Source organism: Paeniglutamicibacter sp. GQ140 (assembly GCF_059759235.1).
In genome coordinates this window covers 231,138-257,821 of the sequence record NZ_JCAXDW010000001.1, presented here as the reverse complement: position 1 = coordinate 257,821, position 26,684 = coordinate 231,138, and the positions used below count along the sequence as shown (strand labels likewise).

Sequence of the window (26,684 nt, the reverse complement as noted above, 5' to 3'; positions counted from 1 at the left end):
CGCTCGGTATTGGCGCTAGCTGTCGGACCACGGATAGAACTGTCTCAGACATCGCGCCATTCCGCTCCCGTGCTCCGGGAGCGGGAGCTGCGCACCCCACGACAAGTCCAGGAGTACCACCGTAAAAAACCGCCAGCCGGCGTATCGGGATGAGACAGCAAGTCCCTCCCGCTCCGCAGACAGCCCACTCGCCACAAGCACAAGGAACCTCAAGAAGCGCGTGCCGTTTGCATTCGCCGCACTTGGCACCGTGCTGGCATTGTCCGCCTGCGGCGGTGCGGTCCACGCGGATTCGGCCAGTGGCCCCACCGGGGAACCGGTCTCCGGCGGCACCCTGGTGTACGCCACGGGCGACACCGAGCCGGCCTGCCTTGACCCGATCGTCTCGGGCAACGTCCCGCAGGCACTGGTCTCCACCCAATATCTGGAGCCGCTGTTCTTCCAGGACGAGAAGGGCGAAATCGGACCCTGGCTGGCGAAAGGCTGGAAATGGTCCAAGGACAGGCTGGCCCTGGACATCACGGTCCGCCAGGACGTCCACTTCACCGACGGCCAGCAGCTCAATGCCGAAACCATCGTCGAGAACGTCGCCTACATCAAGGATCCCCAGACGCTCTCGAGCACCGGAATCCTGGCCGTGGAGAAGGTGGCCTCCGTCGAGAAGATCGGCGAGTTCACCGCCCGGCTGCACCTCTCGGAACCCGACAACGCCCTGCTTGAGCACTTCGCCCAGGTCTGGGTGCCGATCCAGTCCCAGAAGGCGCTGGCCCGCGGGGCCGAGGCAAACTGCCTTTCTCCGGTGGGCACCGGGCCGTTCAAGGTCGAAAGCTGGTCCAAGCAGCAGGAAGTCGTGCTCACCCGCAACGACGAGTACCACACGCCCTCACCCACTGCCGGGCATGCGGGACCCGCCTACCTTGAAAAGATCGTCTGGCGCTTCCTGCCGGACCACGCGGCGCGCTTTGCCGCCCTGCAGTCCCGCGAGGTCGATGTCATCGATGTGCTGCAGCCGCAGAACGCCGTGGCGGCGGATGCCGACCCGGCGTTGGACACGCTAATCGGATCCAGGCCCGGGCACGTCGTGAACCTGACCTTCAATACCACCACCGGCCCGCTGACAGACGTGCGGGTGCGTGAGGCGTTTGTGCGTTCGGTGGACGTGAACGCGGCGCTCAAGAGCATCTTCATGAGCACCGTCCCGCGCTCGAATTCCGTGCTGAGCAGCATCACGAAATTCAACCGGCAAAACCCCGAGGCCTATTCCACCGATGTGGACAAGGCCAACCGGTTGCTGGATGAAGCAGGCTGGACGGAAAGGGATTCCGAGGGGTACCGGACCAAGGACGGGCAACGGCTTTCCACCACCGTCATCCAGAATGACAGCATCCTTGTTCCGGTTTCTGTACTTGAGCAGTTTCAGAACAGTGCCAAGGCCGTGGGATTCGAATTGATAATCAGCCAGGAGGAGCCGGCAAGCTTCAACACCCGGCGCTACGCCTGGGAATACGGACTCTCGCCGTTGTACTACACCAAGAACTCACCGTCGGTGTTGAACATCGTTTACGATTCCTCGCACATCCCCTCGGTCATCAAGGGTGGCTACCACGCCAATAACAATGGCCTGATCGGGTCGTCGGCCAATGACATCGACAAGGCCCTGCGCCTGGCCGCCACCACCGGGAACGAAAAGCAGCGTGGTCAGCAATATGCCAAGGCCCAGCAACTCGTCGACGCACAGTATCTCTCGCTGCCGATCTTCGACCAGCAGACGCGCCTTGGCTTCCGCTCGGATGTCGAAGGTGTCGCGCTTCTTTCCCCGCTGGGCATGCCCACCTTCTACGACACCTGGTTGGACCGATCATGAGCCTCGAAACCTTGAACCACACACCATCGACCTCGGCCGCAATTTCCGCGACCACAGATTCGACGGCAGGCCGTTCACGGCTGCGGTCGGTACTTCGGCTGAGCGGTCTCCGTATCCTCGGAGCCGCTGGCGTCCTGTGGGCGGTTGCCACGCTGGCCTTCTTCGCGATGCGCTTGGTGCCGGGGGATCCGGTGGATGCGCTGCTGGGCGGACCGGGCAACAACGCCACCGAAGAGGTACGTGAGCTGACGCGGGAACTGAACGGCTTGAATGAACCGATCCTTATCCAATACGGCGCATACCTCGGCAAGCTCGTGACCGGGGATCTCGGCAATTCCTACCAGCTGCGAGAACCTGTCGTGCAGGTCCTGGGCGACCAGCTTGGCAACACCCTGGTGCTCGCGGTTCTGGCGCTTGCCTCGGCCTGGGTGCTTGCCCTCGGGCTGGCGCTCTGGTCGGCACGCGGCGGCAGGGGCGCCACGTTCGTGGGAAACCTGCTGGAAGTCGTTTCGGCCGCGGTACCCCATTTCTGGCTGGGCAGCCTGCTCATCCTGGTCTTCAGCGTCAGCCTGCAGTGGCTTCCGGCCACCAGTGGTGCCCCGGGAATTGAAGGCCAGATCTTGCCCGTGCTCACCCTGGCGATCCCGCTGGCCGGGTTCCTTGGCCAGGTTATGCGCGAATCCATGCTCACGGCCATGAACTCGCCGTTCGCCATCTCCGCCCGCGCCCGCGGCGAATCCGAGGTCTCGCTGAGCCTGCGCCACGCGCTGCGCCATGCCGCGCTTCCCGGGATCGGGCTTTCGGGCTGGGCCATGGGCTCGCTGATCAGCGGGGCCGTGGTTGTCGAGACGGTCTTTGCGCGCCCCGGCATTGGCCGCACGCTGCTGCAGTCAGTGCTGGTCCGGGACGTTCCGGTGGTGCTCGGCGTGGTCGTGCTGGTTGCCGCCATCTACATCCTCGTCACCCTGCTCAGCGACCTGGCCGAACGCCTGGCCGACCCCCGGTTGCGTGCGGCATGAACACGCACGAGGACCTGCCCACGATCATCACCGACCTGGAGGAAGCCATGACCCAAGGCACCCAAACCGCCGTCATCGAATCACCGTCCGGCCAGGTCCCGCCGGCTCTCCCAGGGAATCGTCCGGGGACCATCGTCGCGGGTGGCATACGTCGGCTCGGACGCGGACTGGGACCCGGCATCATCGTTCCGCTGGTGTTCCTGCTGGGCCTGATCGCCGCGGCCGTCATCCCCTCGGTGCTCGCCCCCAGCGGACCGCTGGACATGAACCCGGCGGAGGCATTCACCGCACCCGGTGCCGCCCATTGGTTCGGCACCGACGAATCCGGGCGCGACGTCTTCTCCCGCGTCATCCACGGGGCACGCAGTTCACTGCTTATCGGCGTGCTCGCCACGGCCATCGGCCTCGGCCTGGCGGTGGTGCTCGGAGCGGTCGCAGGACTCGGCACCCGCGCGGTGGACTTCGGGGTTTCCCGCTTCCTGGAGGTCCTCTTCGCATTCCCCGGCCTGCTGCTCGCGCTGCTGGTCATCACCATTCTTGGTCCGGGGGTCGTGACTACCACCATTGCGGTGGGACTGTCGGCCGCACCCGGATATGCGCGCATGATCCGCTCGCAGGTGCGTTCGGTGCGCGGCTCCGGCTACGTGGAGGCGTCGATCGTGCAGGGGCGCTCCCGCGCCTTCATCATCCGCCACCACATCCTGCCCAACGTCGCCGCCCCGCTGTTCGTACTGGGAACCCTCGGGGTCGGGCAAGCCATCGTGTGGGCATCCTCGCTGAGCTTCCTGGGGCTGGGGGCCACCCCGCCGGATCCCGAATGGGGCTCAATGCTCTCCCTGGGACGTCTCTACATCGGCAACGCCTGGTGGTTGACGGTCTTTCCCGGCCTGTTCATCGTGCTCAGCGCCGCAACCACCACGCTGCTGGGACACGGCATCCAACGCAAGCTCAAGGACAAGTAATGTCGCAAACAATTACGAACCCGAACCCCGGTTCCGAACCCGTCATCAAGGTCCGGGACCTGAAGATTGCCTTCGGACCCAAGAACGGCGCAACACCCACCGTTCACGGTGTGGACTTCGAGATCCATGCCGGGGAATGCCTGGCCATCGTCGGTGAATCGGGTTCCGGCAAATCCGTCACCGCCCGCACGCTCATCGGCTTGACCGGCGCCAACGCGGTGATCCGGGCGCAGACCCTGCAACTGCAGGGCAAGGACCTGCGCCGCCACGGCGAACGCGCCTGGCGCAAGGTGCGCGGCGCGGACATCGGCTACGTCCTGCAGGACGCGCTGGTTTCCCTGGATCCGCTGCGTCCCATCGGCCGGGAGATCGCCGACTCGCTGCGCATCCACACCAACCTTTCCCCCGCGGCACGCACCGCCAAGGTGCTGGATCTGCTCGAGGCGGTCGGCATCCCGGAACCCGAGCAGCGCATCAACCAGCGCTCCGGGGAACTTTCCGGCGGGCTGCGCCAGCGTGCACTCATCGCCGCGGCCATCGCCCTGGACCCGGCGCTGCTGATCGCCGACGAGCCGACCACGGCCCTGGACGCCACCGTCCAGCAACAGATCCTTGACCTGCTGGCCGAACGCAAGGCGGCGGGGACCTCGCTGCTGCTGATCAGCCACGACCTGGCGGTGGTGGGCCACCTGGCCGACCGCATTGCAGTGATGCGCCGGGGAGAAATCGTCGAGACCGGGCCAACGGCCCAGGTGCTGGGGAACCCGCAGCACGAATACACGCGGCGGCTGCTGCGGGCGGTGCCCACCGACAAACCGCGCGGTACCAGGCTCGCGCCCGCCGGGGCCGGGATTTCGGTGCGCCAGCATGCGCTGATCGGCGCCGGCCGCGCGGCCGACACCACGAAGGACCGGACGGGTCCCGTTCTGGTGGCCGAATCCCTGCGCAAGACCTACCGCAACCCCGACGGAACCGAACGCGTTGCCGTCCACGATGTCTCCTTTGCCCTGAATCGCGGGCAGACCCTGGGGATCGTCGGGGAATCCGGATCGGGCAAGAGCACGGTGGCGCGCATGGCACTGGGTCTCGCGATTCCGGAAGCCGGGGAGGTGCGGCTGCTGGGCAACCCATGGAGCTCCCTGCCCGAGAAGCAGCGCCGACCGCAGCGCAAGCACATCACCTCCATCTACCAGGACCCGCTGGGCTCCTTCGACCCGCAATGGGACGTTGCCCGGATCCTCTCCGATGCCCTGCCCGATGCGAGTCGGCTTTCCCGCGCCGAACGCCGGGTTGAGGTCATCCGGCTGCTGGAAACCGTGGGCCTCGATGCGTCCGTGGAATCCCGGCTTCCGCTGCGCCTCTCCGGCGGGCAGCGCCAGCGCATCGCCATTGCCCGCGCCCTGGCCCCGGGGCCGGACGTGATCATCTGCGACGAACCGGTCTCGGCGCTCGATGTCTCCATCCAAGCCCAGGTGCTGGATCTGCTCGATGAACTGCAACGCGAATTCAAGCTCAGCTACCTGTTCATCTCCCACGACCTGGGCGTGGTGCAACACGTCAGCGACGAGATCGTCGTGATGGAGGCCGGACGGGTCGTGGAGGCCGGACGCACCACCGAGGTCTTCGCCAACCCCGCCAAGGAATACACCCGCAAGCTATTGGCCGCCGCCCCGCGCCTGGCCACGACCACCGGAGGAAGAGAATGACCATCAGCCTTGAACGCCAACCCGAAGCACGCCAGGATTCGGCGAGGACACCGGTGACCAACGACCTGCTGGAGCGTTTCGCCCCCGTTTTCGCAACGATCGCCGCCACCACCGTGGAAAGCGAAGCCACCCGCACCCTGGCCCACGACGCGGTGTCCCTGCTCAAGAGCTCCGGATTCACCGCGATCCGGGTCCCGCAGGAATTCGGCGGTTCGGGAGCCACGCTGGCGCAGTCGCTGCTGCTGCTGCGCGAACTCGGCGCCGCGGACTCGAACCTCGGCCAGGCCCTGCGCGCGCACTTCACCACCGTGGAAACCCTGGTCTCCGGCACCGACGCCGCGGCCAAGGAACGCTGGCTGCCGCGCGTGGTGGCAGGGGACGTGTTTGGCAACGCCACCACCGAGAAGGGCAATAAGCCGGGAACCAACTCCACGGTGCTGACCGAGGAAGCGGGCCGCACGGTGCTCAACGGTACCAAGTTCTACAGCACCGGCAGCCTCTACGCCGACTGGATCAAGGTCAGCGCCGACACCGCCACCGACGAATCGGTGCGCGTGAACGTGCACCGCACCGCTCCCGGCGTGGAATTGGTGGATGACTGGGACGGGTTCGGCCAACGGCTGACCGCCTCGGGCACCACCGTATTCACCAACGTCGAGGTTGAGGCCGAAAATATCGAAGCCTCCGGAGGCATCGAGGGCGTTGGCTTCGGTGCCGCCTATGTCCAGGGCATCTTGCTGGTGGCCCTGGGCGGGATCGCCCGCGCCGTGCGCCGCGACGCGGTTGACTATGTCCGCGGGCGCGAACGCGCGTTTTCCCATGGGGTCGGAGATTCCCCGCAGCGCGACCCGCTGGTGCAAGAAGTTGTCGGTCGGATCAGTTCCACGGTGTTCGCGATCGATGCTGTCCTCGACACCGTGGGCGCCCGCATCGAAGCCGCGGCAGTCTTATCGGCTGCCGGAAAGCTTGACGCCGAAGCCACTGCCGAGCTGGACACCAATCTCTCCGAGGCCCAGATCTTCGTGGTTGAGCAGACCCTGGATGTGGCGAATCGACTCTTTGAGGTTGGCGGCGCTTCCGCCGCCTCCGAGACCCGGAGGCTGGACCGGCACTGGCGCAATGCCCGGGTGCTGGGACAGCACAACCCCGTGATCTACCGGGCCCGCGCCGTGGGACAGCAACGGCTGACCGGGGACCAGCTCACCACCCCCATCTATGTCGGAACCAGCGCCTCGAACGGAGCCACCGCATGAGCAAGCCACTGCTGTTCAACGCCTTCCTGATGAACACCGCCAGCCACATCCACCACGGCCAGTGGCGCCACCCCGAGGCCCGGCAGCACGAATTCAACGACGTGAACCTATGGATCGAACTGGCCAAGACCCTGGAGGACGGTCTCTTTGACGCGATGTTCTTCGCGGATGTCACGGGGCTCTACGGCCCGGCCGACGGTCAATACGTGGACAACGTTCACGAGGGGCTGCAGATTCCGTCCAACGACCCCGCGGTGTTACTCGGCGCCCTGGCGGTGGCCACCAAGAACATCGGGCTGGCCTATACCTCCAACGTCATGCAGAACCATCCATTCAACTTCGCCCGCCAGGTTTCCACTCTTGACCACATTTCCAAGGGCCGCATCGCGTGGAACATCGTGACCAGCACGCAGGAAAACTCGGCGCGGAACTTCGGCTACGACGCCCTGGCCGAGCACGACGCCCGCTACGACTGGGCCGATGAATACCTGGATGTCGCCTACAAGCTCTGGGAGGGATCCTGGGACGAGGGCGCGCTGCTGGTGGACAAGGCGGGCGGGCGCTATTCGGACCCGTCCAAGATCCACAAGATCAACCACGTCGGCGCGCGCTACAAGGTCGAGGGACCGCATCTGCCGTCCCCTTCGCCGCAGCGCACCCCGCTGCTCTTCCAGGCAGGCGGTTCGCCGCGCGGCATTGAATTTGCCGCCAAGCATGCCGAGGCCGTGTTCATCGGACCGCCCAACCCGGCGGGGGCCAGGCTGCATACCGAAAGTGCCCGCGCCGCTGCGGTGCGTGCGGGCCGTGGTGAGGACGATATCAAGTTCTTCCAGGGAATCAGCTTCGTGGTCGGTTCCACGAACAAGGAGCTGGATGCGAAACGGGCCGAGCACGCACAATACTCATCGGTGGTGGGCTACCTGACCCACGCATCGCTGGGGATCCTGCCCGACGGCACACGCCTGCCCGTGGACACCGAGTTGCGCAGCATCCCCAACAATGGGGGACAAGGGTTCGTCGATTGGCTGCGCGCCGCCACCCCGGATCGCGAACCCACCCTGGCCGATCTGGCACATTCTCGCATCGAGCGCGGAATCGTTGCGGGTTCCCCCGAAGAAATCGCCGACCAGCTTGTCGCCTGGCAGGACGCGGGGATCGATGGCATCAACGTGATCAACTGGCGCCTGCCCGGCACCTACCTGGAATTCAACGAACGCATCCTGCCCACCCTGCAGGAACGTGGTCTGGCAAAGACCGCCTACGAGCCGGGCACCTTACGCCAGAAGATCTTCGGGCAGGATCGATTGCCCGATAACCACCCGGGTGCGGCCTACCGTGGAGCCTTCGGGCCCAACGGAAGTGCGCGCAAGGAGCAGACTGTCGCGGCCGGGGCCTAACCAGCCCCCGCAGGTTTCGGCGAGAGCGACATGCGGCGGATGGAAATACCCATGTTTCGGGTTTTCCCATCCGCCGCTTTCGTGTCCGCGGGAAGTTATCCACAATTTTCAATGAGGGCCCAAAATGCCCTTGGATCGGCGAACACTTGGTGATGTCAAGGAAACATCAAGGCTAACCAAGGAGCGGGAACCATGTGCGACATGTGCGACGGGATGAGCAAGACCGAGCAGCTCCGGCATGTCCAAGAAATCATTGATGAACACGGGGTCGCCGTGTGCTACGTCGAAGACAATGATCCACAGAAGTGTTTTGGGTACACCGTTGGGCTCACGCCCCACAATGCCCAAGAGTTCCTGGTTCGGGGGATGAACCACGAGGACACAAGCTTGATGCTCAATGGGTTTGCCGACAGCGTGTTGGAGCGCGGAGAGCACTTTGACCACGGCCACACCGCAAATTGGCGGGACGGCCGAATCCTGCATTTTAACCACATGAGGGGAGCCCGGGAATTCGCCTGCGATGCCTTCAACTTATATGGACCCCGGGCCCGCGTGCTGGAAATCCACTTCGCGCAGCCGGGCATGCCTGCCGGGGCCGGGTCGGTCGAATACCGGAACCTGGCCCTTGTCCTTGCGGACGCCCGGCTTCTCCCGCAACAACTTCACTGAAGATTCGAGGGGCCAGAGAGGAAGCGAAGATGTATTACCTGCCGTGCACGGATCCGGAAATCATCCAGATGCTGCAGCCCTATCGCCAGCAAATCGATATCAACGGATTCTGTCTGATCCACGACAGCGACCCGTGCAAACTGCAAGAGCTTTGCTACACGGCGGGCCTGACCGACAGGGGACTGCCCGAGCTGATCGCCCGGATGGAAGACTTCGCCGGTTTCCCGCAGGGCACCCCGATGTTGATGGCCCAGCTGGTGGTGAAGCTCAGGGACCTTGAAGGCGGCTATGCCGGCGATGAAGCCTACGAAGTCCAGGGAACCTGGGTACGGCTGACCGACCAGAGCCTACATATCCCGCTCTGCGGCATCACCTTGGCCATGTACGGCAGCGACTATCGCCTATTGCAGGTAAGGCCTTGCGTCGCAGAGCCCAGCACATGGAAACGGGGCCACCAGATCGGCCTTAACTGATGTGCCAGGCACTGACAAGGAACTCGGTCGTGGGCGGGGGTGCCGAACTTGGCGGCGGACAACTGCGGGTGGACCGTGCCGTCCTGCCCACCCGCGCTCGGTCCAAGCGGTCGGCGCCACGAACTGCTCGCGTTAAGCAACCGACGGCGGTTGGGTCCACCCGTGAATGGGGTGATCCCAACCGCCGCCTTGGCTTGGTCCGGTGGTGCTAGGCGCGCAGGCGTGCCCTGCGTGCGGCGTGTTCGGCGGCGACCTTGGCATCGTGCTCGGCGCGGATGGCCGCGTGCTCCGGGTTGCGGCGAACCATCAGGTAGCCGATGCCCAGGGCAACGAACCAGATCGGGGTGAAGACCAGGGCCATCAGCGTGTCCGGCTGGGTGGTCAGGGCCCAGATGATGAAGCCGAAGAAGGCAAGCACCACATAGGGCATGAACGATCCGCCGGGCATCTTGAACTTGCTGGCCTCATTTAGTTCCGGACGGCGGCGGCGGTAGACGATGTAGCTGATCAGGATGATCGACCAGACGAACATGAAGCACAGCGCCGAGATCGTGGTGACCAGGGTGAATGCCTCGGCGACCGAGCCCTCCGCGTAGAGCAGGGCCACGCCGGCGAGCAGGAACATGCAGGAGAAGATCAGTGCGTTCTTCGGGACCTTGCGGCTCGAGAGCTTTCCAAAGGCCTTGGGTGCATCGCCCTCGCGGGCCAGCCCGTAAACCATGCGCGAAGTGGAATATATGCCGGAGTTCGCGCTGGAAGTCGCCGAGGTGAGCACAACGAAGTTGATCACGCCCGCGGCACCGACCAGGCCGGCCAGGGCAAACATGCCAACGAACGGGGACTCGTCTGCGGAGTAGCTGGTCCATGGGCGGACGGCCATGAGAATGACCAGGGCTCCGACGTAGAAGAGCAGCACGCGGATCGGGATGGAGTTCACTGCGCGAGGCAGGTTCTTTTCCGGATCCTTGGTCTCGGCGGCGGCGGTGCCGACCAATTCGATGCCGACGAAGGCGAACACTGCGATCTGGAAGCCTGCAACAAAGCCCATGAAGCCGGTCGGGAACATCCCGCCGTGTTCCCACAGGTTCGTGAAGGAGGCGCGTGCGCCGTCGGTTTCGAAGCTCATGATGATCATGACCAGGCCGACGACGATCAGGGCCATGATGGCGATGATCTTGATCAGCGCGAACCAGAACTCGGTCTCGCCAAAGGCGCGGACCGTGGGAAGATTCAATGCCAGCAAGACCAGGATGCAGAGGATGGCCGGGATCCACAGTGCCAGGTCGGGCCACCAGAATGCGACATAGTGGGCAATGGCCACCACGTCGGCGATGCCCGTGACAATCCAGCAGAACCAGTAGGTCCACCCGGTGAAGAAGGAAGCCCACGGCCCCAGGAGGTCACCGGCGAAGTCGCCGAAGTTCTTGTACTGCAGGTTGCTCAGCAACAATTCGCCCATGGCGCGCATGACGAAGAAAAGCATGAAGCCGATGATCATGTAAACGAAAATGACCGACGGGCCCGCAACCGAGATGGTCTTGCCCGAACCCATGAACAGACCCGTGCCGATGGCACCGCCGATGGCCATGAGCTGGATGTGGCGGTTGGATAGTGCCCGTTCGAGTGGCGGATTGCCGTCGGCGGGCTCACCTCCCGATGCTTTTTTGAGCGTTTGTTCTGTCATGGTGCTGACTATCCTTGGGGAGTGGTGGTGCCTTGTTGTGACGGCCGATACAGAGCCTCAAAAACCATACTGCAATTTAGGTGGCGTGCGAAAATGTGCGTCGAGTTGGTCACACCGAAGGCGCATTTGTCGGGCATTCGCGGCTTTGTGTACCCGCCGCACCTTCCGCGTTGGTACCTTGGTGCGCGAAGTCGGTAGGCTGGAGGCATGGCATTCCGTAACCGTCGCGCAGCTAACCTTCCAGCAAAACTTTCCCGCTCTTGGCTGCTAGTCAACGCCTCGAAGCCCGAGGACTTCGCCCCGGCGCTCGCGTCCGAGGCCGACTCGGTCATCTTTGACATGGAAGCCGCAGTTCCGGATGACAAGAAGGATGCCGCACGCGCGGCCGTGGTCGAGGCACTGTCCACCGGAATGACCGCCTGGGTGCGCGTCAACGGAATCGACACCGACTTCTGGGCCAAGGACCTGGCCGACCTGTCCAAGGCCCCCGGCCTGCGCGGGGTCATGCTGGCCATGACCGAAAAGCCCGAGCAGGTCACCTACACGGCCATGCGACTGCAGGCAGGCACCCCGGTGCTCGCCTTGGTCGAATCCGCGCTCGGCATCGAGAACGCCACCGCCATTGCCTCCGCCCCCGGCACCTTCCGCCTGGCCTTCGGAGTGAACGACTTCCGCAAGGACACCGGCGTCTCCGGCGACCCGCTCGCCCTGGCCTACGCCCGCGGCAAGCTCGTGGTGGCATCGCGCGTGGGCAAGCTCCCGGGCGCCATCGACGGCCCGCCGGCTCCCGGCGCCGACGCCGCCGAGGTCCTGGCTGACTCCGCGATCACCGCCTCGATGGGCATGACCGGCAAGCTGGCGCTTTCGCGTACCCAGGTCGATGAGATCAACCTTGGTCTTTCACCGAGCACCGACGAGCTGTCCTGGGCCCACGACATGCTTGACGCCCACGCGGCAGGTGCCACGGTGGGCGACGGGTCCTACCTGCCGCGTCTGGCCCGTGCCCAGAAGATCGCGGACCTGGCCGATTCCTACGGATTGTGGAACGCCTAAGACCTCAGGTTGCTCCAGAGCGACCAGGGCCCGGCAGATGCGCGTCACGGCGCATCCGCCGGGCCCTTGCCTTTTGTGGCACGAGATGTGGCGGATCTCCGTTCGCTTGCTTGCACGGCGCAGGGGGCAGAGACTGTTGACATGGGCGAAAAAGGATCCAACCACTCCGCGGCCTGCGCCTGATGGCCGGCCTCTATGGGAAGTACGTGCTGCCGCGTCTCGTCGCGTTCGCCTGCGACAACCGGTCCCTGGACCCGTTGCGCGCCAAGGTGTGTGCGGGGCTTGGCGGGCGCGTGCTGGAACTGGGTTTCGGTTCGGGCAGCAACGTGGCCCACTACCCGGCCGCCACCGCCGAAGTGGTGGCCGTTGAACCCTCAGACACCGCCTGGCGGCTTTCGGACGGGGTTCGTGCTTCCTCGGGCACGCGGATCGTTCGCGGGTCGCCGGACGGCCAGGAGCTGGGGGAGCCCGACGGCTCCTTCGATGCCGCGCTGAGCACCTTTACGCTGTGCACCATCCCGGATGCCGCGGCGGCCCTGACCGAGGTCCGCCGGGTGCTCAAGCCCGGCGGGGCGCTGCACTTCCTGGAACACGGGCTGGCGCCCGATGAAAAGGTCCAACGCTTCCAGCGACGGGTCGAACCCATCCAGAAGGCGCTGGCCGGCGGCTGCCACCTCACCCGCTCCACCACGCAAATGATTCGCGATGCCGGGTTTGAGATCACCGAGCTGGACACGTTCTACTTTCCCGGTGCCCCGCGCTTCGAAAGCGCCTACAGCCTGGGGGTGGCAACCCGTTCCCGATGACGCCGGCTACTCCTTGCCGTACCGGGTGACCAGTTCGCGCTTGAGCACCTTGCCGCTGGGACCCAGCGGGAACTCGGCCACGATCTCCACCAGCCGCGGATACTTGTACGCTGCAAGCCGCTCCCTGGCGTAGTCGCCGATGGCCGTGGCATCCAGCAGGCTTCCGGCCACCAGGGTCACCGCCGCCACGATCTCCTGGCCGTGCTTTTCGTCGGGAACCCCGAAGACCGCCGCATTGGTGATCTCCGGATGGGCCACCAGCACTTCCTCGACCTCGCGCGGGTAGACGTTGTAGCCGTTGCGCAGGATCATGTCCTTTTTGCGGTCCACGATGGTGATGTAGCCGTCCGCGTCCTTGGTGCCCAGGTCCCCGGTGCGGAACCAGCCGTCAACCATGGCCTCCGCGGTGGCCTGTGGCCGGTTCAGGTACCCGGAAAAGAGGTTGTGCCCACGGATCACCAGCTCGCCCAATTCGCCGGAGCCCAGCAGCTCGATGGCGTCGGCGACCTCGGGACGGGCGATCTCGATCTCAACGCCCCAGACAGGCTGGCCCACGGTCCCTGGCCTCGGCTCGATCCCCACGTGGTTGAAGGATGCCACGGGGGAGGTTTCGGTCAGCCCGTAGCCCTCGTAAATGGCGGCGCCGAATTGCTCGCGGAAGCCCTCGAGGATGGCCAGCGGCAGGGCCGAGCCACCGGAGACCGCATAGCGCAGTGCGGGGGCGGGTTCGGGGCGCGCCTTGGCCGCGGCCAGCAACCCCACGTACATGGTGGGCACCCCAATGAAGACGTTCACGCCCTCATCCAGAACCATGGCCAGCGCTGCCTCCCCGGTGAACTTGGGCAGCAGTAGGATCTCCGCCCCGGCGCGCAAGCCGGCGTTCAGCGCCACGGTCTGCCCGAAGGTGTGGAAGAGCGGCAGTCCGCCGAAGAGCTTGTCGCCACGGCGCATGTCGAAGGTGTTCAGCAGCAGCACGTTGACCTGCTCGACCAGCGCGAAGTGGGTGCCCAAGGCCCCTTTGGGCTTGCCGGTGGTGCCCGAGGTGTAGAGGATCGTGGCGATATCCAGCGGCCCGCGCGGGACGTAGGTGCCGATGGGGGTTGCGGCCTGGGCCAGGTCCTCGAGCCGGGGGAATTCCCCTGGCACCGTGGACAGTACGGTCAGCACCTGCGCGCCGGCGGAGAGCGCGCCCGGTGCACCCTCGCCCAGCAGCGGGGCGGCGCACACCATCAGCTTCACCTCGGCGTCGGTGAGCACGTACTCGATTTCGTGGCGCTTGAGCAGGGCATGGACGGGCACCGCCACGGCGCCCAGCGACAGCACGGCGTAGTAGACGCGGGCGAAGTCCGTGACGTTGGGGATCAGGATCGCCACCTTGTCGCCGTCCTTCACCCCGGCCCCACGCAGCGCCCCGGCGTAGGCGCGGGTCTGGTCCCACAGGTCCCGGTAGTTGGTGCTTGAGCCGTTCAGCGTGATGGCGGGCAGGTCGCCGTGGCGCCTGGCGCCCTCGGCCAGGATCGCTGCGACGGACAGGGTGGCGTTTGGAACTGCTTCGTTCACGGCGATACTCCCAAGGCTGGTGTGGGTGGCGTATGCCCAATCCTGCGTGGGGCATTCGCACCTGTCAATGAAGCCTTCGCTTCGGATTACTGCCGGGTGCCCGCCACGACCTGGGGGAGCGGGGTGTCGCCGTCGCAGAAATTGATGGTGCGGCCGATGCTTGCCGGCTCGTCAAGTGCCGCCACGATGGCCAGCGCGGTGTTGGCCCGGGACGTCGAGGTGTCGGCTGCCGGGTCGGGGTTCGGGGTCAGCAAACCGGTGGGTTCGGCCAGCGTCAGCGCGCCGGGTCCCAGGATGGTGTAGTCAAGGGTGCTGGCGCGGAGGTGCTCGTCGGCGGCGATCTTGGCCGCCATGTATGGGTAGAACGGGTCATCCAGGGGCACCAGGTGCTCGGTGTCGGCGGTCAGGAACGAGACCATGACGTAGCGCCTGGCTCCGGCGATCTCCGCCGCGTTCATGGAACGGATGGCGGCGTCGCGGTCAACGGCATAGGTGCGGTCGGGATTTCCGCCGCCGGCACCGGCCGACCAGACAATCGCGTCGACCCCCGTGAAGGCCTCGGCCATTTCGGTGGCCGTCGCGTTTTCGACGTCCAGCACCAGGGCCGTGGCACCGGTGGCGGCGATATCCGCGATGTGGTCGGGGTTGCGGATGATCGAGGTGACCGAGTCGCCGCGCTTGGACAATTCGGCGGCTGCCAGCAGGGCGACCTTGCCGTGGCCGCCAATGATCGTGACTTTCATGATGCTCCTTGAGTCGTGTTCAACATGCGCCCGGCGCGTGGGTCCGGCGGGGTCCTTCCCGACAGTCTTTCAGTTTTCGCCCGGAGGTGCCGAACACACCGGGGCGGGCGGGGGCCTAGGAGGCCACCAGGATCCCGTCTTCGTCCGAATAGAGCATCGCACCTGGGACGAAGGTGACGCCGCCAAAGGCCACGACCAGGTCCACCGCGCCCACCGAGTCTTTGGCGCTCTTGCGCGGGTTCGATCCCAGGGCCTTGATCCCCAGCGGGGTGTCGGCCAACGCCACGCGGTCGCGGATCGCGCCGTTGACCACGACACCCGCCCATCCGTTTTCCACTGCGGCGGCGGCAATCATGTCGCCCATCAGTGCGGATTCCAGCGACCCGGCACCGTCGATGACCAACACCGCTCCCTCACCGGGGGAGTTGAGCAGGGACTTGACCAGGCCGTTGTCCCGGTAGCAGCGCACCGTGCGCACCAGACCGCTGAAACGGGGGTGGGCACCGAGGTTCTCAAATTGCAGGGAAACCGATTGCAGGGTTTCGTCGTTGTCGAAGAGGTCACAGGTGGTAAACGTCATGTGCCCCAGCCTACGAGTTGTGGCGGCAAGATCCATGCGCTGTTACGTCCGAACCGATTTTTGGCCCGGGCCCCTGGATTGGCGTGACTTGTTCGTGCCGTCACGGGGACGGGCCGAGAGGCAACGGCAGGTCTCTCCGGCTGGCACCGGGCCTCAGGAGGTGGCAGCCGGCTTGTCGAAGCGGGTGCGGTTGTCCTGGATCTCGTCGTGGTGGGTGCCGGCCCAGTCGATCAGCGTGGTGACGGCGACGAGCAGGGTAGTGCCCAGATCCGTCAGCGCATACTCCACCCGTGGGGGTACCTCTGGATGGGAAGTCCTGGTGATCAGGCCGTCACGCTGCAGTTGGCGGAGGGTGTGGGTGAGCATCCGCTGGGAGATCCCTTGGATGGAGTGCAGCAGGTCGGTGTAGCGAAGAGGCCCGCAATTCAGTGAACTAACGATGAGCACGGCCCACTTGTTGCCCGCCCGCTCGATGATCTGCCGGATGGTTTCGCCGTGTTCCGCCGGCCAACGGGAGCATGGCCCGGTCAGGGCCCCGACCGGTGCCGTGCGTGGGATGTGTTCCACAGCGCACCTGTCCTTCCTCTTGCGCACACGAATGTGCCTTTTGTAGCGATATCCATACTGTCCCAGTATGGAGGTACACACCACGCGTAAGTAGCCGAACCAGGGCACCGGGCCGCGACCATCGCCTCGGGCCGTCACCACTGGAGTTCTGCTTCGCCCGCCCCAACCCCTAAGGAATGCCATGTTCATGCGCGCCGCAACCGTTTCACGCTTCGGTGGACCCGAGGCAGTACAGATCACCGAGGTCCCTGTGCCAGTTCCCGGAGCCGGTCAGGTCAGGATCAAAGTCGGCGCGGCGGCGCTGAACCCGGTGGACGTTGCCATGCGTTCGGGGGTCTTCGGCGGAGCCGGCGAACGAATCGGCTTGGGCTGGGATGTTGCCGGCTCGATTGATGCCCTGGGCCCCGGGGTCGCCTGGGCTGTAGGAGACCGGGTCATCGGCCTGGCGGAGGGCCACCATGAACCGCTGGGCACACATGCTGATTATGTCGTCCTCGATGTGGAAGCGGTCGCCCCTGCCCCGGCCTCTCTCGACGATGTCCATGCCGCGGTGCTGCCACTGAACACGATGTCCGCGGCGCAGGCCCTGGGCCTGCTGGCGCTGCGACCGGGGCAACGCCTGCTCGTCACGGGCGCGGCCGGCGGGGTCGGGGGATACGCCGTGGAGCTGGCCCACTGGCAGGGCCTGGAGGTCACCGCGCTGGCCTCGGCCGTCGACGAGGCGTCCCTCCGATCTCGCGGAGCCAGCCATTTCCTGTCCCGGGGGACGACTCTTGAGTCTTCCGGCTTCGACGGCGTGCTCGACGCCGCGGCTCTGGGGTCGGCCGCGATCGCCGCCGTCCGGGACGGTGGATCCTACGTCGGCTTGTGGCCGGGACGGGAACCCGAGGCGGAGCGCGGCGTCCGGGTCGACGCGCTCGCGGTGCGGGCCGACGGCGCCCAGCTCGCCGAGCTCTCCCGACTCGCAGACCAAGGCAAGATCGGCACCCGCGTCGCACGGACCTACCCGCTGGGGGAGGCGGCGGCGGCCCACGCCCGGTTGGCCGCGGGCGGCCTGCGCGGGCGGCTCGTACTCATCCCCTGAGGCGGATGGACCAGCTCCGGGCCGGCGGCCATGGACGACCGCCGGCACCCGGGGCGTGGCGCGGGGAGGCGGATGCCTAGACGAAGGTGTTGCTGCTGGTGCCCAGGGACTCGATGGAGGTTTCCAGCACGTCGCCGGCCTTCAGCCAGGGGTGGCGTCCGGCCTCGTTTCGCCGTCCCAGCGCCACGCCAGCGGGGGTCCCGGTGAGGATCACGTCGCCCGGGCGCAGCTCGTTGAACACCGACAGGTAGGCCACCAGCGCGGCGGGGGAAAAGACCAAATCGGCGGTGGAGTCCTCCTGGACGACCTCGCCGTTCACGCGCGTGGTGATCCTCGCTCCCTTCGCGAAGGCCTCGGGGCTGACCAGCCAGGGACCCAGCGGGGAGGCGGCATCCCAGCACTTGCCTTGGGTCCACTCGGTGGTGCGGCCCTGGTAGCCGCGCATCGACACGTCGTTGGAGACCGCATAGCCGGCAATGTGCTTGTGGGCGTCGGACTCGGCAATGCGGCGCCCGGGTTCGCCGATGATGACTGCCAGCTCGCCCTCCCAGTCGATGCGGTGGTCCTCGGCCGGGATCTGGATCTCGTCGTTGGCACCGGCGAGCGAAGACGCGAACTTGGTGAAGACCGTCGGGAACTCGGGTTCTTCCTTGCCGACCTCGGCAATGTGGTTGCGGTAGTTCAAGCCGATGCAATAGACCTTGGCCGGGTTGGTGATCAGCGGGGCATAGTCCGCCTCGGCGAGGTCGGTGGCTGTGCCGGTCGCGGCGTTGCCCAGGGCCGCGGTGCGGGCCTCGGGGTCGGCGGCCAGGAAGGCACCCACGTCGGCGAAGCCCTCGAGCTCGGTGAAGTGCTTCTCGGTGATCAGGGCGGCGAAAGTGTTATCGGAGGCACCGGCTCGGCGCAGCGTGGCAAGTTTCATGCCCTTATCCCATCACATGCGCAACCCCGCCCGGGCACCGGTGACGGAGTTTGTCTTCCCCGGCCCGGAGGTCCCGCTAGTGCAGGGCCGCGGTGAATTCGGCGGCGAGCCTGGCAATGGCGTCGTGTTCCCCGGCGGCAACCAGCGCCGCCGGGACCACCGAGGAGTCGACGCAGACCGCCAGCGCCCCGGCCTCCAGGAACTCCTTGGCGTTGGAGAGGGTGACGCCGCCGGTGGGCAGCAGGCGCACGCCCGGGTAGGGTCCCTGCAGCTCGGTGAGGTATTGCGACCCCATGATGGCCGCGGGGAAGATCTTGACCATGGCACTGCCCAGGTCAAGGGCCATGGCCACCTCGGTGGGGCTCATGGCGCCCAGGCAGAAGGGCACCCCTGCCTGCGCTGCGACCTCGGCGACCTCCGGGCGGATCCCCGGGGCGATGATGAATTGCGCCCCGGCGTCGATGGCGGCACGCGCCTGGTCGGCGTGCAGCACGGTTCCGGCCCCGACCACCGCGCCGTGCGTCTGCGCGGTTTCGGCGGCGCGGGCCAGGTGGGTGAGCATCCCGGGGGTGGTGAACGTCAGTTCCACCGCGTTGATGCCTCCGGAGACCAGTGCGCCGCACAATTCCGCGGCGTCGGTGATCGCCTCGGTACGGACCACCGCCAGTGCCTTGTCCCGGTGGAGCATCTGAATCATTTCCGGCGTGTTCATGTGGATTGCGTTTTTCCTTCCGCGCTGCGACGCAGCGCCCGGCCGGCAAGGGCCGAAGTGGGTAGGTGCCCGGAAACGGCGGCAACGCCGTTGACGAACACATGCTTGATTCCTGCCGCCGGTTGCCGTGGATCGGCAAAGGTGGCCACATCAATAATGGCATCCGGGTCGAAGACCACCACATCGGCGGCGTTTCCCGTGGCAAGAATCCCGCGGCCGGCAAGCCGCAACCGGGCCGCGGGACGGCCGGTGAGTTGGTGGATCATGGCCGGCAGGTCCATCAACCCGGTCTCCCTGACGTAGCGGCCCAGCAGGCGGGGAAAGGCTCCCCACGTGCCGGGGTGGGCGGCGGCATCGGGGAACCCGACGCCGGCACCGGTGTGGCTGCGGTGCCCCATGATCGCCCGCAGGTTTTCCTCGGTGCCCGTGCGCCGCAGGATTTCGGTGGCCAGCGAATCCGCGGCCAGGATCCGCACGAAGGCGGTGAGGGCGTCGGTTGACTGGATCGCGGCAATGCGGGCGATGTCCTGGCCCACCAGCATCTCCAAGTGCCCGGAACCAACCGCGCAGACGCGCACAGTGTTCCAGTCAATGCCTACGTCGGCCTCAAGTTCGGCACGGATCCGGGCGAGCGCATCGGCATCGTTGAGCCGGTCCAGGACTTCGGCGGCCGGGCCGTCCCGGGCCCACTGCGGTAGCAGCGAGGACAGCAACCCGGGGCTCTCCAGATACGGGTGGGAATCGCAGCTCAGGTCGACCCCGGCATCCATTGCAGAGTCAAGCATGGCCAGTAATTCCGCGACCATTCCGGGTTCCTCCCCGGCACCGAGGCGAAGGTGGGCAAGGTGCAGGCAGACCCCGGTCTTGGCGGCCAGCCCGATGCTGCGGGCGACTGAGTCCAGCACCGTGTCGCCGCTTGGGTCGTGGACGCGAGACCAGTAGCCCCCGTGGGCGGCAACCGCGGCGCCCAGGGCCTCAAGCTCCGCCGGGGTGGCGTATGCCCCGGGTGCATGTTCGGGCCCGGGGCACAGCCCCACCGCGCCCTGCTTCATGGCGCCCGCCAGGGCCTTGGCCTGGGCAACAAGCCGTTCGGCCATCGGTGCACCCTCCACGCTCCCCGTGGCCCGTGGGTCGCCCTGCTGCAGCAGGATTCCGACATTGGTGCCGCGGCCCCGATCGAGCCGGTCGAGGCATTGGGCCACGGTCTCCCGGGAGTGCAGGTCCTGCCCCTGGACCTCCGTGGTCACGCCCTGGGTGAGCGCGGCCAGGCGTTCCGGATCCGCCGACAGGGCCGTGCCCGAACGCGCGTGAAGGTCGATGAACCCCGGGCAGGTCACCATGCCGGAACCGTCTATGACCAGGGTTGCCCCGTCATCGACGAAGCTACCTTCCGGAAGGATCGCGGCGATGAGGCCGCCGGCCAGCAGGACGTCGCCGGGGTAGGGTGCACCGCCGGTGCCGTCAACGACGAGGGTGCGGGTGATGGCCGTGCGCACCGGGACCGGGCGCACGGCATCGATCCGCATTAGAAGAAGGTGTGAACTAGGGAGACGACGCGTTGGTCCTCGGTGGCGTCCTCCAGGACCGGGATCAGCGTCCACTTGTCGAAGGCGGTGCACGGGTGGGACAGGCCCAGCCTGACCACGTCGCCGACCTTCACCGTGGTGGTGGCCGGATCGAAGCGCAGGAACGAATGCTGGTCGTATTGCGTCACGATGCTCGCACCGACTAGTTCGGCCATTTCACTGCCCAGGTCGGGCCCGATCATCTGGGGTTCGGGCAGGCCCTCGTCGAAGGGGAAGTCGCGCTTGCCGCCGTCAAGCAGGGCCAGCCCTTCCTCCGGCTGGGAAACCACGCGCGCCCAGCCGTGCATGGCGGCGCGGAACGGGGCGAGGCCCCGGCGGGCGAAGTGCGAGATGCCGCGGTGGAACCGGTCATCGTGCACCAGGTAGTCCCCGGAACGGATCAGCACATCGATTCGACGGCCCCCTGCATCGGAATCGATGGCAGTGGAGAGCATCGAGGCAACGTCTTCGAAGCTGGCCCGGCCGCCGGTGCTCAGGATCAGGTTAGACCCCTCGGAGTAGTGTCCCGAGGCCAGAATGAGCTTGTGTGCCTTGAGCATTTCCACCAGGTAATCGCGCACCGTTTGCAGGGCGGCTTCGTCGGCGCTGTGCGCCGGTGCCCCCTCATAGCCGCCGATGCCGACCAGGACGAGGTGGGTGGCCGCTGCCACGGCGCGGGAAATGTCCAGCACCGCGTCGATGGAACGGGCGCCGGTACGGCCGACGGCACCTCCCAGCTCCACCATCAAGCGCAGGGGCGTGGGCACGCTTCCCGTGGTTGCCGCCAGCTTCGTGAGCGTGGCTTCAAGCATCTCCACGCTCTGCAACGAGTCGACCCACGAAACGACCTCGAAGTCGTCCCCCGTCACCGAGGCCACCCAAGCGATGGCTGCCGGATCGGAAAGAGTGTTGGGGAGAAGCACCTTGGCGATGCCATGGGCGTGTGCCACACGCATTTGGGCGTAGTTGGCCAGCGTGATTCCCCAAGCGCCGCGTTCCAATTGCTCGGCCCACAGCTGCGGTGCCATGGTGGTCGTGCCATGCGGGGACAGCAGCACCCCGCGCGCACTGCCCCAGGCGGAGATCTGCTTGAGGTTGTGGGTCATGGCCATGAGGTCCAGGGTCAACAGCGGCGTCTGAAGCTGGGAAAGGTCAACGCCACGCGAGACAAATTCGGCGGCGCTTTGCCCATGGAAGGTGGCTGGGATCGATTTGTGTCGCCAGTCAAGGGTGACCTGGCCCAGGCTGGCCATCATGTCGACAGCGTAGGCGGGGGATGCCAGAGTCATACGTTCCGATTGTGCAAGATCATCCACGGCTAATTCCTTATTAATTCGGCCAGAGGCACTGTGCTGGATGGTCATGGGGAGTTACGGACACACAGACTCCATGTCTAACACGGTGAGGAAAAATTCGTCAATAATTTCCGGAATGGGGCAGGGTGCCCGTCTGCAGCCAATGCGGAATGCGGGAACGGCGCGTCAGGCCGGGGCTCAAAAAGGCGTTGCCAACTGAATGAACACAGGAGCAGCAGGTTGGCTGACCAATATGAGGATCCGTGGAACGCCGAGGGAGTTCACCTGCCCGAATCCGGAAGTACAGGGAACATTCAGATAAGGTTCATGAACTCTTTGGCTGGTTCCGTGGAAACATCCCGAATTTTGTCGAGCGACGGAATAGGAATACTTATTCAGGCCTCGAAAGAGGCGTAATCATTGTCCCATTCGGATAGCTGGAAAGCGCCGGCGATGCCCCGTGCGCCGAGCTTCGTGCCGCCACTACTCCGGCGAAATCGAAAACAACGCCCGAGACACGTCCCGCAGGCGTGAAAATGCCTGACGCGGGAAGAACGAATACTGACGCGAATCCGGTCCCTTGGTGTGAGGGTCAATACTTTTTTCAGCCACGACGAGGTCCGACGAAGCGTTCGCCAGGCGGCTCGACTGCGGACGTGCGCAGAAGGACATGGGCGTTCCCGCCAGCGTCGGCCGAATCGATTATCCGCCCTTTGAATACAAGGATTTTCCAGTGTTTGATGTTGCTATCCGCGGGCTCTGCAAATGGTGAGTTGAACGGATAATTTTTGGATAAATCCATCAATTACGAACCAATCACGATGCGATGTCTGGGGCGCTCTCAGGTAGATACGAGGCGTCTATTCACGTATGTTTACTCGGTATCCAAGGTCTTTCGGGCCGACGAGAGCAGGCTACGTAACCAAAGTGAAGCAGGTTTTGATGTGTTTGAATTTATTGGCGAAAGAATCCGCCAAATACTGTTTGCCTCATGGCAGCATTTCTCGCTAGTTGCGCAGTGTCTGATCCTCGCAACGGTCATCGCCGTGGTGATCGCTGCGCTGGTTTACCGCAATAAGTCCCTATCTTCCCTGGCCAACGGGGTCTCGGCCATCGGCTTGACCATCCCTTCGTTCGCCGCCATTGGCTTGCTCATCGCACCCTTCGGTTTCGGCGTCACCCCGGCAGTCATCGTGGTCTCGTTCTTTGCGGCACTGCCAATCATCCGCAACGCCATCGTCGGTCTGGCAGGCATTTCCCCGTCCGTCGTGGAGTCCGCACGCGGTATCGGCATGAGCCGGATGCGGACACTGGCCACCGTGGAGCTTCCCATGGCCTGGCCCGTCATTCTTTCCGGCATCCGCGTATCGGCCCAGATGGTCATGGGCGTTGCCGCAATTGCCGCCTACGCCCTGGGCCCCGGCCTCGGCGGATTCATTTTCTCCGGCCTTTCCCGCCTGGGTGGAGCCAAGGCCTTTGACTCCGTGCTTGTTGGCGTCATCGGCGTGGTCATCCTGGCCTTCATTCTTGATCTCATTCTGCTCGGCATCGGCCGACTTACCACCCCGCGAGGTATCCGTGTCTGAATCCTCTGACGCCATCACTGGCGCATCCATCTTGCTTGACGTAGTCACCAAGCAATACCCCGGCCAAATCAAGCCGGCCGTCGGCGGACTCACCCTCGAAATCCCCGCCGGAAGCATTGTCATGTTCGTCGGCCCCTCCGGCTGCGGCAAGACGACCACCCTGAAAATGATCAACCGCCTCATCGAACCCACCGGCGGAAAGATCGTCATCAACGGCGAAGACGTCACCAAGATGGACGGTGACACCCTGCGCCGCCGCATCGGCTACGTCATCCAGGCCGGCGGGCTCTTCCCGCACATGACAGTGGCAGCGAACATTGCCATCGTTCCCAAGATGCTGGGCTGGAAGAAAGACAAGATCGCCGCCCGCGTCGACGAACTGCTCGAGCTGGTCTCGCTGGATCCGGCCATCTATCGCGACAGGTACCCGAAGGAACTCTCCGGCGGGCAGCAGCAGCGCGTGGGCGTGGCCCGTGCGCTGGCGGCCGATCCGCCCGTGCTGCTCATGGACGAGCCCTTCGGCGCGGTGGACCCGATCACCCGCCAGCGTCTGCAGGACGAACTGCTGAACATCCAGTCCGAGGTGCAGAAGACCATCGTCATGGTCACCCACGACTTCGACGAGGCCGTGAAGCTCGGGGACTGGATCGCCGTCTTCGACGAGGGCGCCCAGCTCGTCCAATACGACTCGCCCGAACGCGTCCTGGCCAACCCGGCCAATGAGTTTGTGGAGAACTTCATCGGATCCGGTGCCGGCCTCAAACAGCTGACCCTCACCCGGGTGAACGAAGTCGATCTCATGGATACGATCACCGCACTGCCCGGCGAGCTGGCCAGCGACGTGCTCTCCCGGCTCCAGGGCGATGGCTCCTCGTATGCAGTGGTGCTGGACAAGCGCCGCCGCCCCATTCGCCGCCTTACCCGTCGCCAGCTCTCCCGCCTGCAGTTGATCGATGACACCGTCGATGAATCGATGCCCTTGGTCAGCGACCAGTCGACCCTCAACGACGCCTTGGACACCATGCTGGTTTCGAGCTCCGAAACCGCCGTGGTCACCGGACGGCGCGACGTCTTCCGGGGCCTGATCAACGTGCAGACCATCATGGAGGCCATTTCCCAGGCCAACGCCGCGTCCGCCGACGGATCCGATGCCCCCGTCGGATTGAACTCCGGTGCCATTCCTGCACTTTCCGTGGAGGATGCCGTGGCGGCGGAGCCACGCAGCGCGGAGGAACCACGATGAGCACACTTGCCGCCGGCTCCAACCTGGCCCAGATCACCGAGCCCAGCAGACCCGTCGAGCACCCGTGGCGGGTGCTGGGGCTGCAGCTGCTGGGAATCATTGTGGCACTGGCCGCCGTCGCGGTCTGGCTGGCCAACGCAGAGCTGACCGACACCGAACGCACCACGCTGGACCCGGCAACCCTCTGGGGATACACCGTCGAGCACCTGAACCTCACGGTGGTTGCCGCGCTGATTGTGCTGGTCATCGCCATCCCGCTGGGAATCGTGCTCACCCGGCCCTCGATGCGCCGGTTCACCAACCCGGTGATGGCAGTGGCCAACATCGGACAGGCCGCCCCGGCCATTGGCCTGGTCGTCATCCTGGCTTTCTGGATGGGCTTCGGATATTGGGCCGCCGTGGTCTCCCTGGTGCTGTATGCGATCCTGCCGGTGCTGACCAACACCATGGTGGGGCTCAAGCAGGTTGACGAACGCCTCGTCGAGGCCGGCCGCGGCATGGGCATGAGCTCCATGGCCGTGCTGTTCAAGGTCGAGTTGCCGCTGGCGGTCCCGGTGATGCTTTCGGGCATCCGCACCGCCCTGGTGCTGCTAGTCGGCACCGCGACCCTCGCCGCCTTCATCAATGGCGGCGGGTTGGGCATCCTGATCACCACCGGGGTGAACCTGAACCTTACGGTCGTCCTGATTGCGGGATCGCTGCTGGTGGCCTTGCTGGCGCTGCTCATCGACTGGCTTGGCCGTGTCGTGGAACAGCTCGCCCGGCCGAAAGGACTTTAGAGATGAATGCAGCAAAATGGATTAAATCAACCGCGCTCGTTGCGGCGGCCGGCGTGCTGCTGACCGGGTGTGGACTGTCCTCGGCCGGTTCGTACGTGCCGCCGGCCGGACCGGGCAGCATCAGCCCGTTGCCGGACCTGCCCGAGAACCCGACCATGACGGTGACCAGCAAGGCGTTCACCGAACAACTGATCCTGGGCAAGATCGCCGTGCTGGCCGGCCAGGCCGCCGGGTTCAAGGTCAAGGACCTGACCAATGTTCCCGGCAGCCAGCCTACCCGCGAACTGATTCATTCCGGCCAGGCCACCATGATGTGGGACTACACCGGCACGGCATGGATGACCTACCTGGGGCACGAGGAAGGCATTGCCGACCAGGCCAAGATGTGGCGGTCGGTGCATGACCAGGACCTGGGCAACGGGATCATCTGGGGCAGGCCGGCACCGATGAACAACACCTATGCGATGGCCGTGCGCAGCGAGGCGGTCGAGGACCTGGGCGGAATTTCCAAGCTTTCCGAGCTCAAGGACCTGGATCCCAAGGACCTGACGTTCTGCGTCGATGCCGAATTCAACTCCCGCTCCGACGGACTGAACCCGATGCTGGAGCTCTACGGGCTCGAGCGCGGCAATCCCAAGTCGGTGCCGGACTCGAACGTCGGGATCTATGACACCGGGGCGATCTACAGCGCCACCGACAGCGGCGACTGCAACTTCGGCGAGGTCTTCACCACCGATGGCCGCATCAAGGCCCTGGACCTGACGGTTCTGGAGGATGACCTGGGATACTTCCCCGCCTACAACGTGGCCCCGGTGCTCTTCGGGAAGTTTGCCGACAAGTACCCGGGCGTCGAGGAAGTCTTTGCCCAGATTTCCCCGAAGCTCACCGACGAGGCGCTGCAGGCCATGAACCTGGAGGTCGACGTCAACGGCCGGGAGCCCGCGGACGTGGCTTTCGAATGGATGGTCGCCGAAGGCTTCATTTCCAAGCCGTAGACGTCAAGCGAAAAGCACGGGCCCGCCAGGAACAGATTGTCAACGTTTCCGGCGGGCCTTGGCATATGCGGGACCCATAGGTATTCCACCCCCATTGGTCGGGCAAAGGGGCTGGACGCATGACCCGATGACTCGCCCCCAACGCGCGGTCCCGGGCAACCGGGCGC

General features: G+C 65.5%; 24 protein-coding genes. 15 read left to right on the top strand and 9 right to left on the bottom strand.

The genetic code is table 11. The features are described from left to right. The first annotated feature begins 220 nt into the window (after nucleotides 1-220). From AC6CHY_RS01160 to AC6CHY_RS01125, 8 genes are all read left to right on the top strand, one after another. Nucleotides 221-1,864 carry an ABC transporter substrate-binding protein gene (locus AC6CHY_RS01160; RefSeq protein WP_498225145.1) on the top strand — a complete coding sequence of 548 codons (1,644 nt, stop codon included), beginning with the start codon at nucleotides 221-223 and terminating at the stop codon, nucleotides 1,862-1,864. Next, complete coding sequence (locus AC6CHY_RS01155) at nucleotides 1,861-2,883, top strand: ABC transporter permease (RefSeq protein ID WP_498225144.1); 1,023 nt, start codon at nucleotides 1,861-1,863, stop codon at nucleotides 2,881-2,883. Before AC6CHY_RS01160 ends, AC6CHY_RS01155 begins: the two co-directional genes overlap by 4 nt. Then, nucleotides 2,880-3,845: an ABC transporter permease gene (locus tag AC6CHY_RS01150; protein WP_254455747.1), complete on the top strand. Its 966-nt coding sequence runs from the start codon at nucleotides 2,880-2,882 to the stop codon at nucleotides 3,843-3,845. The genes AC6CHY_RS01155 and AC6CHY_RS01150 overlap by 4 nt, the downstream gene beginning before the upstream one ends. Further along, nucleotides 3,845-5,551, top strand: a complete 1,707-nt coding sequence (locus AC6CHY_RS01145) for a dipeptide ABC transporter ATP-binding protein (protein WP_217387411.1) — start codon at nucleotides 3,845-3,847, stop codon at nucleotides 5,549-5,551. The genes AC6CHY_RS01150 and AC6CHY_RS01145 overlap by 1 nt, the downstream gene beginning before the upstream one ends. Then, complete coding sequence (locus AC6CHY_RS01140; protein WP_498225143.1) at nucleotides 5,548-6,804, top strand: acyl-CoA dehydrogenase family protein; 1,257 nt, start codon at nucleotides 5,548-5,550, stop codon at nucleotides 6,802-6,804. The genes AC6CHY_RS01145 and AC6CHY_RS01140 overlap by 4 nt, the downstream gene beginning before the upstream one ends. Continuing rightward, entirely contained in the window at nucleotides 6,801-8,201 is a 1,401-nt protein-coding gene (locus AC6CHY_RS01135) for an NtaA/DmoA family FMN-dependent monooxygenase (protein ID WP_217387413.1), read from the top strand. The genes AC6CHY_RS01140 and AC6CHY_RS01135 overlap by 4 nt, the downstream gene beginning before the upstream one ends. A 192-nt stretch (nucleotides 8,202-8,393) precedes the next feature. Further along, nucleotides 8,394-8,870: a DUF4262 domain-containing protein gene (locus tag AC6CHY_RS01130; RefSeq protein WP_217387414.1), complete on the top strand. Its 477-nt coding sequence runs from the start codon at nucleotides 8,394-8,396 to the stop codon at nucleotides 8,868-8,870. Nucleotides 8,871-8,899: 29 nt separating this feature from the next. After that, nucleotides 8,900-9,343, top strand: a complete 444-nt coding sequence (locus AC6CHY_RS01125) for a hypothetical protein (RefSeq protein WP_498225142.1) — start codon at nucleotides 8,900-8,902, stop codon at nucleotides 9,341-9,343. A 208-nt stretch (nucleotides 9,344-9,551) separates the two neighbouring features. Here the strand turns inward: AC6CHY_RS01125 and cycA are convergent, their stop codons facing one another. Continuing rightward, on the bottom strand, nucleotides 9,552-11,027 hold the full coding sequence (gene cycA, locus AC6CHY_RS01120; RefSeq protein WP_498225141.1) for a D-serine/D-alanine/glycine transporter: 1,476 nt from the start codon (nucleotides 11,025-11,027) through the stop codon (nucleotides 9,552-9,554). Nucleotides 11,028-11,234: 207 nt separating this feature from the next. On the opposite strand from cycA, the gene AC6CHY_RS01115 reads away from it, so the two are divergent. Together AC6CHY_RS01115 and AC6CHY_RS01110 are read left to right on the top strand one after the other, a co-directional pair. After that, nucleotides 11,235-12,080, top strand: coding sequence for an HpcH/HpaI aldolase/citrate lyase family protein (locus AC6CHY_RS01115; protein WP_217387417.1), 846 nt, complete (start codon nucleotides 11,235-11,237; stop codon nucleotides 12,078-12,080). A 182-nt stretch (nucleotides 12,081-12,262) separates the two neighbouring features. Continuing rightward, a complete protein-coding gene (locus tag AC6CHY_RS01110) occupies nucleotides 12,263-12,886 on the top strand; it encodes a class I SAM-dependent methyltransferase (protein ID WP_217387418.1) in 624 nt (207 codons plus the stop codon). A gap of 6 nt (nucleotides 12,887-12,892) precedes the next feature. Here the strand turns inward: AC6CHY_RS01110 and AC6CHY_RS01105 are convergent, their stop codons facing one another. From AC6CHY_RS01105 to AC6CHY_RS01090, 4 genes are all read right to left on the bottom strand, one after another. Continuing rightward, nucleotides 12,893-14,446 carry a long-chain-fatty-acid--CoA ligase gene (locus AC6CHY_RS01105; protein WP_217387419.1) on the bottom strand — a complete coding sequence of 518 codons (1,554 nt, stop codon included), beginning with the start codon at nucleotides 14,444-14,446 and terminating at the stop codon, nucleotides 12,893-12,895. Nucleotides 14,447-14,532: 86 nt separating this feature from the next. Next, nucleotides 14,533-15,189 carry an SDR family oxidoreductase gene (locus AC6CHY_RS01100; protein WP_254455748.1) on the bottom strand — a complete coding sequence of 219 codons (657 nt, stop codon included), beginning with the start codon at nucleotides 15,187-15,189 and terminating at the stop codon, nucleotides 14,533-14,535. A 115-nt stretch (nucleotides 15,190-15,304) separates the two neighbouring features. Beyond that, complete coding sequence (gene rraA / locus AC6CHY_RS01095; protein ID WP_217387420.1) at nucleotides 15,305-15,769, bottom strand: ribonuclease E activity regulator RraA; 465 nt, start codon at nucleotides 15,767-15,769, stop codon at nucleotides 15,305-15,307. A gap of 153 nt (nucleotides 15,770-15,922) precedes the next feature. Then, on the bottom strand, nucleotides 15,923-16,336 hold the full coding sequence (locus tag AC6CHY_RS01090) for a winged helix-turn-helix transcriptional regulator (RefSeq protein WP_336245018.1): 414 nt from the start codon (nucleotides 16,334-16,336) through the stop codon (nucleotides 15,923-15,925). Between the two features lie 187 nt (nucleotides 16,337-16,523). On the opposite strand from AC6CHY_RS01090, the gene AC6CHY_RS01085 reads away from it, so the two are divergent. Next, a complete protein-coding gene (locus AC6CHY_RS01085) occupies nucleotides 16,524-17,420 on the top strand; it encodes an NADP-dependent oxidoreductase (protein ID WP_217387421.1) in 897 nt (298 codons plus the stop codon). Between the two features lie 76 nt (nucleotides 17,421-17,496). Here AC6CHY_RS01085 and AC6CHY_RS01080 read toward each other — a convergent pair whose 3' ends face one another. The 4 genes from AC6CHY_RS01080 to AC6CHY_RS01065 all read right to left on the bottom strand — a co-directional run bounded on the left by AC6CHY_RS01080 (nucleotide 17,497) and on the right by AC6CHY_RS01065 (nucleotide 21,908). Next, a complete protein-coding gene (locus AC6CHY_RS01080; protein WP_498225140.1) occupies nucleotides 17,497-18,342 on the bottom strand; it encodes a fumarylacetoacetate hydrolase family protein in 846 nt (281 codons plus the stop codon). Between the two features lie 76 nt (nucleotides 18,343-18,418). Further along, nucleotides 18,419-19,054 carry a bifunctional 4-hydroxy-2-oxoglutarate aldolase/2-dehydro-3-deoxy-phosphogluconate aldolase gene (locus AC6CHY_RS01075; protein ID WP_217387423.1) on the bottom strand — a complete coding sequence of 212 codons (636 nt, stop codon included), beginning with the start codon at nucleotides 19,052-19,054 and terminating at the stop codon, nucleotides 18,419-18,421. Further along, entirely contained in the window at nucleotides 19,051-20,580 is a 1,530-nt protein-coding gene (locus AC6CHY_RS01070) for an N-acyl-D-amino-acid deacylase family protein (RefSeq protein WP_498225139.1), read from the bottom strand. The genes AC6CHY_RS01075 and AC6CHY_RS01070 overlap by 4 nt, the downstream gene beginning before the upstream one ends. After that, nucleotides 20,580-21,908: a type III PLP-dependent enzyme domain-containing protein gene (locus AC6CHY_RS01065; protein WP_217387426.1), complete on the bottom strand. Its 1,329-nt coding sequence runs from the start codon at nucleotides 21,906-21,908 to the stop codon at nucleotides 20,580-20,582. The genes AC6CHY_RS01070 and AC6CHY_RS01065 overlap by 1 nt, the downstream gene beginning before the upstream one ends. A 950-nt stretch (nucleotides 21,909-22,858) precedes the next feature. Here AC6CHY_RS01065 and AC6CHY_RS01060 point away from each other — a divergent pair. From AC6CHY_RS01060 to AC6CHY_RS01045, 4 genes are read left to right on the top strand one after another with little or no spacing between them, the layout of a single operon-like run. Next, nucleotides 22,859-23,500 carry an ABC transporter permease gene (locus AC6CHY_RS01060; RefSeq protein ID WP_217387685.1) on the top strand — a complete coding sequence of 214 codons (642 nt, stop codon included), beginning with the start codon at nucleotides 22,859-22,861 and terminating at the stop codon, nucleotides 23,498-23,500. After that, nucleotides 23,493-24,743 (top strand): ABC transporter ATP-binding protein, encoded by a 1,251-nt coding sequence (locus AC6CHY_RS01055; protein WP_498225138.1) that lies wholly within the window; start codon nucleotides 23,493-23,495, stop codon nucleotides 24,741-24,743. Before AC6CHY_RS01060 ends, AC6CHY_RS01055 begins: the two co-directional genes overlap by 8 nt. Continuing rightward, nucleotides 24,740-25,522, top strand: coding sequence for an ABC transporter permease (locus AC6CHY_RS01050; protein WP_498225137.1), 783 nt, complete (start codon nucleotides 24,740-24,742; stop codon nucleotides 25,520-25,522). The genes AC6CHY_RS01055 and AC6CHY_RS01050 overlap by 4 nt, the downstream gene beginning before the upstream one ends. Nucleotides 25,523-25,524: 2 nt before the next feature. After that, nucleotides 25,525-26,517, top strand: a complete 993-nt coding sequence (locus tag AC6CHY_RS01045) for a glycine betaine ABC transporter substrate-binding protein (RefSeq protein WP_498225136.1) — start codon at nucleotides 25,525-25,527, stop codon at nucleotides 26,515-26,517. The last annotated feature ends 167 nt before the right edge of the window (nucleotides 26,518-26,684 follow it).